This is a genomic window from Marinomonas shanghaiensis, from assembly GCF_003259175.1.
GTDB lineage: Bacteria > Pseudomonadota > Gammaproteobacteria > Pseudomonadales > Marinomonadaceae > Marinomonas > Marinomonas shanghaiensis.
The window spans coordinates 1-13,515 of sequence record NZ_QGOK01000011.1; the positions used below are offsets into that span (position 1 = coordinate 1).

13 protein-coding genes are annotated in these 13,515 nt (G+C 44.9%); 5 read left to right on the forward strand and 8 right to left on the reverse strand.

The window, feature by feature from the left end; translation table 11 throughout:
- Positions 1-407: 407 nt before the first annotated feature.
- The 6 genes from DKT73_RS09665 to DKT73_RS09690 all read right to left on the reverse strand — a co-directional run bounded on the left by DKT73_RS09665 (position 408) and on the right by DKT73_RS09690 (position 6,926).
- The gene (locus DKT73_RS09665) at positions 408-1,061 is read right to left on the reverse strand and encodes an HAD family hydrolase (RefSeq protein ID WP_111638356.1); all 654 of its coding nucleotides are present in this window, start codon (positions 1,059-1,061) and stop codon (positions 408-410) included.
- Positions 1,062-1,115: 54 nt separating this feature from the next.
- Positions 1,116-2,036: an EamA family transporter gene (locus DKT73_RS09670; RefSeq protein ID WP_111638357.1), complete on the reverse strand. Its 921-nt coding sequence runs from the start codon at positions 2,034-2,036 to the stop codon at positions 1,116-1,118.
- Between the two features lie 12 nt (positions 2,037-2,048).
- Positions 2,049-3,779, reverse strand: coding sequence for a putative 2-aminoethylphosphonate ABC transporter permease subunit (locus DKT73_RS09675; protein ID WP_111638358.1), 1,731 nt, complete (start codon positions 3,777-3,779; stop codon positions 2,049-2,051).
- Positions 3,776-4,876 (reverse strand): putative 2-aminoethylphosphonate ABC transporter ATP-binding protein, encoded by a 1,101-nt coding sequence (locus DKT73_RS09680; protein WP_198666583.1) that lies wholly within the window; start codon positions 4,874-4,876, stop codon positions 3,776-3,778. The genes DKT73_RS09675 and DKT73_RS09680 overlap by 4 nt, the downstream gene beginning before the upstream one ends.
- Before the next feature lie 128 nt (positions 4,877-5,004).
- Positions 5,005-6,033 carry a putative 2-aminoethylphosphonate ABC transporter substrate-binding protein gene (locus DKT73_RS09685; protein ID WP_111638360.1) on the reverse strand — a complete coding sequence of 343 codons (1,029 nt, stop codon included), beginning with the start codon at positions 6,031-6,033 and terminating at the stop codon, positions 5,005-5,007.
- A gap of 185 nt (positions 6,034-6,218) precedes the next feature.
- On the reverse strand, positions 6,219-6,926 hold the full coding sequence (locus tag DKT73_RS09690) for a UTRA domain-containing protein (protein WP_111638361.1): 708 nt from the start codon (positions 6,924-6,926) through the stop codon (positions 6,219-6,221).
- Positions 6,927-7,140: 214 nt separating this feature from the next.
- On the opposite strand from DKT73_RS09690, the gene DKT73_RS09695 reads away from it, so the two are divergent.
- Positions 7,141-8,235: an amidohydrolase family protein gene (locus DKT73_RS09695; RefSeq protein WP_111638362.1), complete on the forward strand. Its 1,095-nt coding sequence runs from the start codon at positions 7,141-7,143 to the stop codon at positions 8,233-8,235.
- A gap of 163 nt (positions 8,236-8,398) precedes the next feature.
- Positions 8,399-9,058 carry a PAQR family membrane homeostasis protein TrhA gene (trhA, locus tag DKT73_RS09700; protein WP_111638363.1) on the forward strand — a complete coding sequence of 220 codons (660 nt, stop codon included), beginning with the start codon at positions 8,399-8,401 and terminating at the stop codon, positions 9,056-9,058.
- Between the two features lie 42 nt (positions 9,059-9,100).
- Here trhA and DKT73_RS09705 read toward each other — a convergent pair whose 3' ends face one another.
- A complete protein-coding gene (locus DKT73_RS09705) occupies positions 9,101-9,499 on the reverse strand; it encodes a helix-turn-helix domain-containing protein (protein ID WP_111638364.1) in 399 nt (132 codons plus the stop codon).
- Between the two features lie 162 nt (positions 9,500-9,661).
- Here DKT73_RS09705 and DKT73_RS09710 point away from each other — a divergent pair, with 162 nt between their 5' ends.
- From DKT73_RS09710 to DKT73_RS09720, 3 genes are all read left to right on the forward strand, one after another.
- Complete coding sequence (locus tag DKT73_RS09710; protein ID WP_111638365.1) at positions 9,662-10,846, forward strand: EAL domain-containing protein; 1,185 nt, start codon at positions 9,662-9,664, stop codon at positions 10,844-10,846.
- Positions 10,847-10,976: 130 nt separating this feature from the next.
- Positions 10,977-12,596: a methyl-accepting chemotaxis protein gene (locus tag DKT73_RS09715; protein ID WP_111638366.1), complete on the forward strand. Its 1,620-nt coding sequence runs from the start codon at positions 10,977-10,979 to the stop codon at positions 12,594-12,596.
- Positions 12,597-12,746: 150 nt separating this feature from the next.
- Positions 12,747-13,037, forward strand: coding sequence for a YkgJ family cysteine cluster protein (locus tag DKT73_RS09720; protein WP_111638367.1), 291 nt, complete (start codon positions 12,747-12,749; stop codon positions 13,035-13,037).
- A 35-nt stretch (positions 13,038-13,072) separates the two neighbouring features.
- Here the strand turns inward: DKT73_RS09720 and DKT73_RS09725 are convergent, their stop codons facing one another.
- The gene (locus tag DKT73_RS09725; protein WP_111638368.1) at positions 13,073-13,450 is read right to left on the reverse strand and encodes a VOC family protein; all 378 of its coding nucleotides are present in this window, start codon (positions 13,448-13,450) and stop codon (positions 13,073-13,075) included.
- Positions 13,451-13,515 lie beyond the last annotated feature (65 nt).

Consider the following 13,515-nt stretch of genomic DNA (forward strand, 5'->3'; position numbering starts at 1 on the left):
GACCTACACAAACCAAATCACCTGTAGGTCGTGCCTTCAGGCCGACAAAAACGGACAGCACCAAACCAACCCTATTGACGCGCTAAAGCACGACCTACACAAACCAAATCACCTGTAGGTCGCGCCTTCAGGCCGACAAAAACGGACAACACCAAACCAACCCCCTTGACGCGCTAAAGCACGACCTACACAAACCAAATCACCTGTAGGTCGTGCCTTCAGGCCGACAAAAACGGACAGCACCAAACCAACCCTATTGACGCGCTAAAGCACGACCTACACAAACCAAATCACCTGTAGGTCGCGCCTTCAGGCCGACAAAAACGGACAACACCAAACCAACCCCCTTGACGCGCTAAAGCACGACCTACACAAACCAAATACCTGTAGGTTGGTCTTTAGGCTTATTATCTTAAACTAATAATGGGCCAGTTTTTGGCGTTTGCCATGGTGGTCAAAATAGGGTCTGGGTCTACGGCAACAGGATAAAGCGCTTTCTCTAGCAGAGGAATGTCATTATGTGAATCGCTATAGAAGTAGGTGTCTGTCATTTCATAGCCCTGTTCTTGTGCCCATTGTAATGCGCGTGTGACCTTGCCTTCTCGAAAGGTAGGAACGCCCGTCAGTTCACCGGTAATGCGGCCATTTTTAATTTCAATATCGACGCCAAGTGCGTGTTTTACACCAAGATAACGGGCAATAGGAGCGACAAGGTGTATACCTGTTGCTGAAATAATCACCACTTCATCGCCGGCGTTTTTGTGTTTTTGAATGAGTTCGTGTGCTTTGGGCAGCGTCATAGACACGACCACTTCTTGGATGAAGCGCTCAATAAAAGCCGCCACTGTGTCTGAGTCTAAGCCACACAAGGGAGACAGGGTATAACGCATGTAGTCAGCGAGGTGTAAGGTACCTGCATCGTAGTCTTCCATGTAAGCACGATTGATGTCTAAAAAATCGATCGGGGTGGGAAGTTCATTGGCGGCCATGTATTCCGCAAATGCTTGGGCGGTATCGCCTGCGACCAGCGTGTTATCTAGGTCAAAAAATGCCAGTGCCATATAGGCTCCTTAATCAGATAAATAGAATAGTGATAATGGTAAGGCTGGTGTGAGCTAGCCCAACGCGACGGCGATTAAGCCAATGAATGTGATTATTACGCCGATTATTTTGGGGCGTTTCAACGACTCTTTAAAACCAATCACTGCGAATAACACGCCCAGCGGAATGCTTAACTGCCGAAAGGCCACCACATAGCTGACGTTATCGACAAACGCCATACTTAAAATTACCAATGAGTAGGTTCCTAACATCAGTGCGCCAGTTAGCAGCGCTGCACGCCATTGGGTTTTGCTTAAAATACACAATTCGCTGCGTTGTTTTTGTGTGCTTAATACAATGCCAATCATCCAAATGACAGAAAAAGCACTTTGCAAGGTGACATAAACCAAAGCCACTTCACTGGCGCTGGCGAGGGTATCTCCTACATCATTGGTTAAGCCTCGCATCAGTTGTGTCGCACGGTTGTCCACTAAGGAATATCCAGCCGTTGCAAACGCCGCTACCAGAGCAAAAGCAGTGGTACGGTTTTGGTAGTTAGACAGTTTTAAATCACGAAAACTTGGTAAGGGAATAAACAAGCAGCCCAGCACAATCAGCACAATTCCTACCACAGCTTGCGCGGAAACATTTTGTTGTTGGCCGAGAAAGAAGCTGGAAATACACACGACAATTAATGGAGAAGAGCGGGCAATGGGATAAGCAATCGACATATCGCCAGATTTGTACGCTTCTGCTAATCCCCATAAATAGAAAGACTGAAACAGCCCGGTTAAAAACAGTAAGACCACAATATCGACATTGAGCGCCATTATCAGTGACCAATGGTAAAAAACCACGGGGGAAAAAATCAGGCTTCCAGCCACCATGGTGAGGAAAAAGAAACCTAGCGTGGGGCTGGTTTTTTTGCCAAAAAAATTCCAGCCCGCGTGCATAAAAGTCGAAATAAGCACCAAAATAATGGCGGTGATTGTCATTTATAGCGGCTCCTAACGTCGACGCCAATGTTGTGTGTGTTTGAGCAGGACACTGCCCAGTAGCCAATGAACCAAACGTGCCACCATACAGGTTAGCATGATCATCACAGCCATGGCTGCGGCTGGAGCAATGTCACCCGCTTCGTCCATGTTTAATACCGCCACCGATGCCAAATTGGTATTGTAGGAGTATAAAAACACCAGCGCAGACACAGTTGTCATGGCATTTACAAAAAGGTAACTGGCTATGTCGAGTACCGCAGGCATACACACGGGCAAGGATACTCGCCAAAAGGTAAGGATTTGCGGCACTTTTAAAGACGCGGAAACCGCTTCAAATTCCGCATCGATTTGTTTCAGCGCGGTGGTCGCGGTTAAATGACAGACGGTGTAAAAGTGGCTGATGGTGCATATCACTAAGATCGTCATGGTGCCATAAATACCATTGAGAGGGTTGTTGGGAGCATTAAAAAAGAAGATATACGCCAAACCCAATACCAAGCCAGGTACTGCCAAAGGCAAAATCGCAAACAGATGGAAAAACCATTTAAGCACGGCAAATCCAGACAGTTTTGCCACTAGGTAGGATTGGAAAAAAATAAAAACCGTACCGATTATCGCCGTGTAAGAGGCCATTTGGATGGAGTTCCAATAGGCACTCCAGCCGCCACCGTCCATCAGGTCAAAATTATAGTTCTTTAGTGACAAGCTTAAATTATAAGGCCAAAAAGTCACTAGGGAGGCGTAAACGGCCATGGCGATAATGCTGACAATAAAAGCAGACACAAGACACATAAGGGCCAAAAAAATCTTGTCAATCAGAGGACGAACGGGCGGTGTCCAAGGTACGGCTTTGGATGTGAGCAGTGCCGATTGACGGCGTTGCAGCCAGCGATCCGTAGCAAAGGTTAACAGTGCCGGCAACAGCAGTATGACACTGACGGCGGCGCCCATTTCAAAGTTTTGCTGTCCAATGACTTGTTTATAAATGTCGGTGGCAAGCACATTGAATTGACCACCAATGACTTTGGGCACTCCAAAATCGGTAATCACCAGCGTGAAAATCACAAAGGCCACACTGATGATGCCGTATTTAGCGGCGGGCAGTGTGACGGTAAAAAAGGTGCGCATGGGTGATGCGCCTAATGCTTCGGCGGATTCGTATAACCTCGCGTCGGTATTGGCTAACGCCGTTAGCATGATCATCAGAGCGTGGGGAAAGGTCCAGAAACACGAACCAATGACAATACCGATGGGACCATAGATACTTTCTCCCAGCAGTAATTCTTTGAGAATCCCTTGGTTGCCAAATAAATACACCAAGCTAATCGCAGGCAGCAAAGACGGCGCTAATATTGGTAAGACCAACAAGGTTCGAAACGTGTTTTTCAGTGGTATACGAGTGCGACTGATGGCGTATGCAGTCAAAAAAGACAGACTGGTAACAATGATCGTTGAGATGAAGGCGATCCATAAAGAGTTACTGACGGAATTAAATAAGCTAGGAGTGGTAACAAATTTGGCAAAATTGGCTAAGCCAATAAATTGTCCGTCACTGTTTTGCACACTTTTTGATAGCAGCGTATAAAGCGGCAATACCACACAAATAAATAACCCCAGTACGCCAATAATCAGCACACCACCAAGGGACCATTCATCTAGACTACGGCGTCCAAACCATGGGCGCTTGCTTGGTGTGGCGGCGATGTTAGTGGTTTCTGTTTGAGTGAGTGCTTGGTTCATGCTGCGCCTCCAAACACATGTAGACGATCCTGTGGCAGTTGACAGTGAACCATTTGGCCTTGTTTTAGTTGTAAGTGCGCCATTTCGTTCATAGAGATATCTGCCAATATTGGACGCTTGTGGTTGTCCAGTTTTAATAACGAGCGAACCCGCGAGCCCAAAAATTCCAGATGAATGACTTCTGCACGCAGTGTATTGTTGTGATCTAGGAGGTTATCTTGATTGGCCGAAAAACGCACGTCTTCAGGACGAATCGCCAGTTGGGCATGGTCTCCAAGCATAAGCGTATTCGATGGAGCGCAGTGCAGTGTGAGTTGACCAGATTGCATTTGTCCTGTGCCTGTGACTTCGGCATTTAGGAAATTCATCTCACCGACAAACTCGGCGACAAAAGGGGAGTGTGGGTGGGCATATATTGTTTGTGGTGAGCCAATTTGCTCAATGACGCCTTGATTCATCACCACGATTTGATCGGCCATGGTGAGCGCTTCTTCTTGGTCATGGGTGACCATAATGGTGGTGACGCCCAGTTTTTCTTGCAGCTGTTTTATTTCTTGACGTAAATGAGCGCGGACTCTGGCGTCTAAGGCGGACAAGGGTTCGTCCAAAAGTAATAGGCCAGGGGACGTGGCTAATGCTCTTGCAAGGGCGACGCGTTGTTGTTGACCACCAGACAGTTGTGCGGGGTATTTATCATCACTGCCCGATAAGCCGACCGTTGTCAGTAATTCTTTGACGCGGGCACGACGATCATTGGCAGAAACTTTTTGTGACACTAGACCATAGGCGATGTTGTCGGCGACGGTCAAATTGGGAAAGAGCGCGTAAGATTGAAAGACGATGCCAAAATCACGGTGTTTGATGGGGGCGTGAGTAATGTCTATACCGCCTTGTAACAGCGTGCCTGACGTCGGAGTGTCTAAACCTGCAATAATGCGTAATAGGCTGGTTTTACCACATCCAGATGGCCCTAAGAAACAGACAAATTCCCCTTCAGCAATCTGTAATGACACGTCTTTTAGCGCGTGATGTGAGCCAAAGGATTGGTGAATGTTGTGAAGTTCTAAATATGCGCTACTAGACACTTTGCTAGACATAAGTCGCCCTCTATTATGATCCATGTAAAGATGCCGATGATCAAAGGTTCGTCAGACTCACACGACCGTGTGTGCCTGACGCGTGTTTTTTGATCTCACTTTTTTGCTCTATGATTGGAGTGTGAGTGTTATTTTGGCTCGCTTTTGTTGTCATAGCGTTGTTGCCACTGGGTCAAAATCGCATCACGGTTGGCCGCTGACCAAGCAAAGTCGTTCTCGATCATCAGTGATTCTGCGTTAGCGGGGAAATATTCAACGGGTTGTGCAATGCCTGGCATGGCAACCACAGCGTAGCCTTCGTTGTACATTTCATTGGCTTTTTGTGACGCTGCCCAATCCGCTAGGGTTTTGGCTGCTTCTAACTTATCGGTGCCTTTGATGATGGCTGTGGCTTCCATGTCCCAACCTAAGCCTTCGGTTGGAAAAACGATGTCCAGTGGTGCGCCTTCTTTTTTAGATTTGGCAGCACGAAAGGCAAACGAAATACCGATAACGGTTTCCCCTGATGCCGCTAATTTACAAGGTTTAGACCCTGAGTGTGTATAGCTGCCAATGTTGTTGTGTAGCGCGTCCATGTATTCCCAGCCTTTGTCTTCACCAAACAATTGCAGCCAACTGCTGACATCTAAATAGCCCGTGCCCGATGAGCTTGGGTTTGGCATAACGATATGGCCTTGGTAAACAGGGTTCGTTAGATCTTGCCATGAAGTAGGTTTGGGTAAGCCGAGTTTTTCTGCTTCCACTGTGTTGTAGCAGATAGCAGCCATCCATGCGTCCATGCCTGTCCAGACAGGATTTTCTGACGTGTCTTTGAATTTAGGGGAGAGTTGATCGTAGTTTTTTGGCTTGTAGCTTTCTAGCATGTTTTCGTTTTTGAGCAACATTAGGCTGGTAGCCGCTAAGCCCCATACCACATCGGCTTGAGGATTGGCTTTTTCTGCTAAGAGTTTTGCCGTGACAATGCCCGTTGAGTCGCGTACCCAATTGATCTTGATGTCGGGATGATCCTGATTAAAGCGGGCTGCGTATTTTTTCAGATCTTCTGCTTCTACGGCAGAATAGACAGTGAGTTCTGTTGTTGCAGCGTGAGCAGCCATGGAAACCATGCCGATACCGGCGATAGCACTTAGGCTTTTGATCAAGGGCTTGATTGTCATCTTCACTTCTCCATCTTTATCATCGTTTGGGTAGACTTAATCTGGTATAGACCAGATTTAATAAGCAAGATATCAGCCAAATATGTCAAATCGATGACATGAGGGCGGAATTTATTGGTTTGAGCGGTCTGATGGGAGGCCTTTTACAAAGAAAAGGCTGGGGATGTATATGTGTAAAAGAAGGGCTAGTCTCGGATAGCGATGTTAATATTGACCGCGTCATGGCGCCAAAATTCGTAATCTACTTCCAATACCTGTTTGTCATCCGTGTAGTTAATACGCTCAATGTGCAATCCAGGCTGTCCTGCTGAAATGCCTAATTCATTAGCCGCGCTACTGGGCAGCGAGGTAGATTTAAAGACGAGGTCCATGTCTCGGTATTCCCGCTGATAGTTGTTTTTCAGTAACTGACTCAAGGATTGGGTAAGGTCTTCTTTTTCAATGCCGGGTAATAAATTAAGATTGATGTACATTTTTTCGATCAACACGGGCCGTTGATTAATGGAGCGTCGGCGATGAAGGTACAGAACAGGGGCGTTTTCTGCGATGTTCATTAATTGGGCAATGTACGCATTTGCTGGCTCAATTTGTTGCATTAATTTTTCCGTGTGCGGAAGAAAACCTTGCTCGGTGACGTACAAATTAAAACTAAGATGGCTCGATGGGTTGTAGATTACCGCTGGCGGTGTGACAAACCAGCCTTTGCGGTTTTGTCGATAAATCAGACCTTCCGCTTCTAGATTTTGCAGCGCTTGTCGAACCGTGACGCGGGTCAGTTTAAACTGTTCCCCTATTTCTCTTTCCGAGGGTAACTTACTGCCCGATTTAAGTGTTTTCTGCTCAATCAGTTCACGAAAGTAGCCTTGTAGTTGATAGTAGTGGTGGGTAGACATGAGTCCTTCCTATTAGAAACCCGCTTTGTACAGCAAGCAGTTTAAAAAAACGCCGTACAAAATAGCGTTTTGACGAGAATAGGTCAAAGCAAAAGGTGTGGATTTTAGGTGTCGTTTTATGAGGAGGAAAAGGAAGGCTTGTTTTAGCATTTCTTTACTTCTTTTCTCGTGTCGGGCAAAGTTCTGAGTCTCTTATTTTGTGGGAATGTTTGTGATGCGCCCTTGTATGTCTTTTGCTGTGTTGGTTTCTGTGTTGCTCGGTGGTTGTGCCGCCTCTGATAACACACCAGCGTTGCGTTCGCTGGATTCGTTTAAAGGTCGGTCTGCTTGTTACGACAGAGAGACAGAACCATACACGGCTGTGGTGGATACGCATCTACATTATCGGCCTTTCGATGGTCGAGCGATTCCCTTTAATGAAGTGAATGACTATTTATCTCAAACCAGTGTGCGTTTTGCCAATGTGTATGGCATTGGACAAATGCTGCCGTCTGATTCTCTTTGCTCTAATTATTTAAAATGCCCAGGCACGCCAGTATCGCCTACCACGCGAAATGATTTTGTGAATGCCGCCAATATGCTGGAATACAAACCAGATGATCTTCACCTGACGTTGTCGATGACCTTTACGGATTTGTCTGATCCTGAACCGACCGTTGCCCTCATGAAGCTTTACGAAAAGGAATACCCAGGACTGTTTCACTGGATGGGGGAAGTGAATCTGGTGAAGCAGGCGCAGTTTAATAACCGTCATAAACCAGCAACCCCAAAAGACATTACGCAATGGGCAGGTTTTATGACGGAGTTAAGAGTACGGAACTACCCCATAACGATTCATTCCGATATAGGGAATAATACCTCGCCTACCTTGTATTTGCCTTTAATGGAACGGGCCTTGGCCTTGTATCCAGATAATAAAATAGTCTGGGCGCACATGGGGTTGTCTTATGAGCAAACGAAAATGGATGCCTCTGAGCATATTGCTATCTTGTCTCGTCTGTTAGATCAATATCCGAACTTGATGATTGATATATCTTGGCGAGTTTTGGACGACTATTATTTTAGTAAAGCCGCGAATCAGCCTTTGTATGTGGCATTCCTTAATCGTTATTCTGAACGTATTTTGCCTGGCTCTGATTTTGTTGCTTTTCGAGGCAATAATTTTAAGGTGTACCAGCAGGAATTGGAGGTTACGAGCCGGATACTTCAATACCTAGATGACGATGCGTTTCGTAATATTGCCTTGGGAGAAAATTACTTTACTTTGTTAGGTTTGGATTATCAGGCGCCACAAATATGTCAAAATTAGTCTTTTCTTCTCAAGGGACATTTAACTTTTTTAGTCAGTGAGCGACACAGATAGCGCTTTGTAAGAGGACTATTTTTATTTGCATAGTTTATTCGTTGTCTTTCATTGTCAAACAGCACCACTTGTTCCATGCTTTTAAGAGTTCATTGAGGAGCGTTAAGGCATGGGCAAATATATTACAGCGTCCTCAGGTCGAGGTCAGTCACTCGGAGAAGAGGTGGCGAATAGTATCAGCCACGGAGTGGGGCTGGTTGCTGCAATTGTTGGCACACCGTTTCTCATTCTAAGCGCGATTGACTACGCTGATGTCAGTTTTGTGGTCGGGGTCAGTATTTTCTCCGCTACCATGATTTTATTGTATTTGGCATCGACACTTTATCATGCGATGCCTAGAGGCAAGGCGAAATATGTTTTTCGAGTCATTGACCACTCTGCTGTCTATTTGTTGATTGCGGGCACATATACCCCTTTTACCTTGGGAGTGTTAGAGGGCGTTTGGGGCTGGTCTTTACTCGTCGCCGTATGGACATTAGCTTTGATCGGGGTTGCTCTCAAAGCCTTTGGTAAGGCTTCTCATCCTGCTGTTTCTACGACGCTCTATGTTATTTTGGGCTGGCTTATTCTTATTGCGATCAAACCGCTTATTTCACTTATGGCGCCCAATGGTTTGCTGCTGTTGGTACTAGGCGGTGTGCTTTATACTTTGGGTGTGGTGTTTTTTGTGATCGACTCTAAGCTGCGTTACGGCCATTTGGTTTGGCATTTGTTTGTGGTGGCTGGAACCGTTTGTCATTATTTTTCTATTTTTTACTACGGGGCTTAGTGACGTGAAAGTGCAGAGCCCTGAACTAATCGCACCGAATGTTTACTGGTCCGTTTTTGTTTGCCATTTGTGTATGGCTTTTAGTTGTTCTAATAATAACGATTTATTGTTTGGTGTTAATTCGCTGAATAAGCTCAACACCATTTTTGCCTCGTAAGTGAATTGAACGTCAATTGGGGTTTCTGCGAGTTTTCCTTTGTTATTTTCCTGCCTTAAAAAGTCGGCAATGTCTTCTGGTGGATGTTCGCTGGCAGCATACAAGATCGAAGGTTTGGTATCTAACGCCATAGCAAGCTTCTGTAAGACTTTTTGTGAAGGTTGCCTTTGACCTTTTTCAATTCGTGACAGATTGCTGGTGGCCATGTCAGCTTCCAGTGCGACTTGTTCTTGGGTCATCTTGCGCTGTATGCGTAAGATCTTGATAACTTGGCCAATATTCATGGCAAGATTATCCGTTTAATTTTGCCTATATGACAAAACCTGACAGGCAATTTGCTTGACACTTTTTGCCATATAGGCAATATTGAGGGTTGTTTGTGTCTTAAAGACAAATAAAAGACGGTATCTTGTGTTAATCGAAGCATGCAGTAGAAGGATTGACTTGTGAAAACAGAAGGAATGAATACTGGGCATGATTGGCAGGAGTTACAAGAAACGAATCATGGCTTTATTGTGTTAGACAGTAACGATTGTATCGTTTCTTGTAATGATAAAGCACAAAAAATGCTAACCTCTTCAAGTCTTTATCCTGAAATCGATGCTTTATTGCCGTCAAACTGCTTTTGGTTTGAAGCGGAACAACGTGTTTATCCTGTTACTGAATTTAAGCGTATTGCAGGAAAAAGCATCACTCTTACCTTTACACCTGTCCACAGCGAGCCTTATAAGATTCACGTTCAGGTAGAAGCATTTCAGTTGCTAGGGAGGCACTATTATAGCCTACTCATTCAAGACAATGATGTTGTTTATGATGACAATGTCGGTGCTTATCTTAGTAGCAGCCATCCCTCATTAAAAATGGCTCAGCGGTTAAAAGCGGATTTGCAACAGAACAAATTGACGCTGCATTATCAACCTCAGATTAATATTTTGAACGATCAGCTTTACGGGGTTGAGGTGTTGGCAAGATGGCACGACACGGAGTTTGGTTATGTTGCCCCTGATGATTTTATTGATTTGGCAGAAGAGTTCGGATTCATCGCTGAGCTGGACTTGTGGGTGCTTCGAGAAGCATGTCGTCAGTTGGCTGTATGGCGCGACAAAAATATACCTGTTCCTCTGATTGCCGTTAATTTCTCGCCCTATACTTTTCACTCAGCTAACCTTATTGAAACGGTTCAACTTATTCTGCAAAGAAACGGTCTTATTTCAGCGGACCTTGTTTTAGAAATCACTGAAAGTAAGAAAATTATTTTATCCAATTCTTTTATTGATGTGATTGGCGCTCTTGATTCCATGGGGATCACGATCTCTTTAGATGATTTTGGTACAGGCTATTCAAATTTAAAACGATTATTGAAGTTTCCTGTATCTCAACTAAAGTTGGATAGAGCATTTGTCAGTCATCTTCCGAGTCCATTATCGAAAGAACTGAGTGACGTTGTCTTGTCAATTGGAAAAAAAATTGATGCGGTATCCATTGCAGAAGGTGTGGAGACCTTAGAGCAGTTAGCTTATTTAAAAGCAATTGGTTACGAAGTCATTCAAGGGTATTTATTTTCCCCACCGTTAAGCTCACAAGATTTTGAAAGCTGGTTTTTAAATACCATCTCAAGATCGAACGAATAATCAAAATGTTTTTCAGAATTCTGATACCAAAATTTTTTAGATTATATTCATTTACAGTTTTTGTTGTTTTTTAGGTGGCTGTTGCGTCATCTGATTGTTTTAAGTGTTAAATTCATAAGAGGATAAGGTTATGTTACGGAATATAAATATTCGATCTCGACTGTTAATAGGGTTTTCATCGGCCATCATTCTGATGATCATTTTAGGTGGTGTCGGTATCTCTACGATGAATAAGATTCGATCGAATTCAGAATTGATTGAAACAAGAGTTTTGCCAGCCATTACCAGCTTAGGTGATATGAGTACAGATCTGATGCGAGTCAGGATCTTTACACTGAGGTTGTTAAGTGCAACGAGTGAAGACAGTAAGAAAGAAACTTTATCTGCGCTTGAGAGTATCAAAAAGGGGGTTGCTGGGGCTCGCTCCGACTATGAAGCGATTATTGATACAGAAAGTGAAAAACGTTTATTCGAGCAGTTTATTAAACAAGAAAGTAATTACTACAGACTGCAAAATCAAGTCACTGCTTTGGTCATGACTGGTGATCTGTCTGCAATTGAGACACTTATACCGGAAATGAACGACGCTGCGGATGATATGGCTAGAATGTTGCGAGCCATGGTGGCAGCAAATCAAAAGGAAGCGGATGAAGCGAGTGAAGACTCGGTAAAATCCTATGACGAAGGCTTTGTTTTGATCAATATCGTGATAGCCATCTCTGTGGCGTTGGGGGTCGCGATTGCCATGGTACTGTCAAAGAGCATTAACAAGCCGCTTTTAGAGGCTGTCAATTCTGCCGAAATCATTGCTAAGGGGGATTTGACGCAAGCTATTGTTCCTGAAGGTAAGGATGAATTGGCTCGTTTAACCAATGCGCTCAAAGCGATGCAGGGGAATTTACGTGAGGCCATTGTCCACATTGGTGATTCTTCTAGTCAATTGGCATCGGCAGCGGAAGAGTTAAGTTCTGTGACAGAAAGCTCGTCAAATAGCTTGATGTTGCAAAACAATGAAATTCAATCCGCTGCATCAGCCATCACTCAGATGAGTTCTGCCGTGGATGAAGTGGCTCGTACTGCACAGCAAACCTCAGAAGCGTCCGCGGATTCTGCTACATTGGCGGCGGAAGGCAAGGCGCGAGTAGGTGAGACAACGGCTGTGATTCTTGACATGAATAAAGAGATGACAAACAGTACTCGAGTGATTAACCAACTGGCTGAGCAAGTGGCATCAATAGGCCAGATTTTGGATGTCATTCGAGCCGTGGCAGAGCAGACAAACCTATTGGCCTTAAATGCGGCCATCGAGGCCGCTCGTGCTGGTGAAACAGGTCGAGGTTTCGCGGTTGTCGCCGATGAAGTCCGAAATCTTGCTCATCGCACCCAAGAGTCCACCGGTGAAATAGAGACCATGGTGCGTCAGGTTCAGCTTTCGGCTAATGAAGCGGTGACGTCTATGGACAGCACAAGTCAAAAAACCAATCAGGCACAAATGGTTGCAGCGGAAGCGTCTAAGGCATTAGAGCAAATCACAGCGCGTATTATCGCCATAAGTGACAGCAACCACGTGATTGCCAGTGCGGCAGAAGAGCAATCGAATGTGGCGAAAGAAATAGATGGGAATATCACTACAATTAGTGACTTAGCTGCGCAAACGGTGGTTGGTGCAAATCAAACAAGCGCGAGTACGGCCGAACTGACTCGATTGGCGATAGAGCTTAATGAGTTGGTGGTGAAATTCAAGGTATAAGCCTTGAATGTGACAATATAGGTTCTCGTTTGTGAGGGCTTGTATTGTCTGTGCAGATGACTATTTCGCGTTTCTTGATCGTCGTTAGGTTAATATCTTCTCGTTAAGATCCGGTGTATATTGACGTTTTTGACCAATTTGCAGCCACTTATGACCATTGCCCTTAAAAACATAACCGATTCCGATGTGACGTGCGCTCAGTGTCAAGCATGCTGCTGTCGTATGGAGGTGATGATCATCAGTGACACTGGCGTACCGGATAAGCACGTTTCAGTGGATGAGTGGGGTGGTGAGACCATGCTTAGACTCGACGATGGCTGGTGCTCTGCGGTCGATAGAGATACTTTTCTCTGTACTATTTATGAGAATCGTCCTTGGATTTGTCGCGAGTTCGAAATGGGATCCGATGAATGTCGAGAAGAGTTTAACGTTATTAGGTAGTGATTCATGGTCACTACCTAATAATGATTGTGTGTCTACAGTCTATACATGGCGCAAAGCTTATTACCTGATGGGTCTCTTAAATACGCCAAATACAGTTGTGTTTTTCCTAATGCGCGAATTCCTGGCGCGTCTTCACAGCTTATTCCGCCATTGGCTACTCCTGCCGCATGCCAAGCATTTACCGCTTCTTCAGATGTGGCTGCAAAACCAATCGTACTGCCATTGCCGTGAGTGGCCGCGTCGCCGTTTATTGGTTTGGTTATCGCAAAGGTACCGGTATCAGTGCGATAAAAACATCTTCCTTTTGGGTCAACAAAGCCCTCGCCATAGCCAAGTGTTTTAAACGTTGCATCATAAAATGCTTTTGAGGCTTGTACATCATTGGCGCCTAACATAATGTGACTAAACATGGTGTTTTATCCTTAACTTGTGATTATTGTTTGACGCTGTTTTATCTCACAGCGTCTGGCCTTAT

Excerpts from the sequence above, each read along its gene's own strand:
- DKT73_RS09680 (WP_198666583.1), bottom strand. The coding sequence starts at position 4,876 with ATGTCTAGCAAAGTGTCTAGTAGCGCATATTTAGAACTTCACAACATT.
- DKT73_RS09695 (WP_111638362.1), top strand. The coding sequence starts at position 7,141 with ATGCGCCCTTGTATGTCTTTTGCTGTGTTGGTTTCTGTGTTGCTCGGT.
- DKT73_RS09665 (WP_111638356.1), bottom strand. The coding sequence starts at position 1,061 with ATGGCACTGGCATTTTTTGACCTAGATAACACGCTGGTCGCAGGCGAT.
- DKT73_RS09685 (WP_111638360.1), bottom strand. The coding sequence starts at position 6,033 with ATGACAATCAAGCCCTTGATCAAAAGCCTAAGTGCTATCGCCGGTATC.
- DKT73_RS09690 (WP_111638361.1), bottom strand. The coding sequence starts at position 6,926 with ATGTCTACCCACCACTACTATCAACTACAAGGCTACTTTCGTGAACTG.
- DKT73_RS09670 (WP_111638357.1), bottom strand. The coding sequence starts at position 2,036 with ATGACAATCACCGCCATTATTTTGGTGCTTATTTCGACTTTTATGCAC.
- DKT73_RS09675 (WP_111638358.1), bottom strand. The coding sequence starts at position 3,779 with ATGAACCAAGCACTCACTCAAACAGAAACCACTAACATCGCCGCCACA.
- trhA (WP_111638363.1), top strand. The coding sequence starts at position 8,399 with ATGGGCAAATATATTACAGCGTCCTCAGGTCGAGGTCAGTCACTCGGA.
- DKT73_RS09720 (WP_111638367.1), top strand. The coding sequence starts at position 12,747 with ATGACCATTGCCCTTAAAAACATAACCGATTCCGATGTGACGTGCGCT.
- DKT73_RS09725 (WP_111638368.1), bottom strand. The coding sequence starts at position 13,450 with ATGTTTAGTCACATTATGTTAGGCGCCAATGATGTACAAGCCTCAAAA.
- DKT73_RS09715 (WP_111638366.1), top strand. The coding sequence starts at position 10,977 with ATGTTACGGAATATAAATATTCGATCTCGACTGTTAATAGGGTTTTCA.
- DKT73_RS09705 (WP_111638364.1), bottom strand. The coding sequence starts at position 9,499 with ATGAATATTGGCCAAGTTATCAAGATCTTACGCATACAGCGCAAGATG.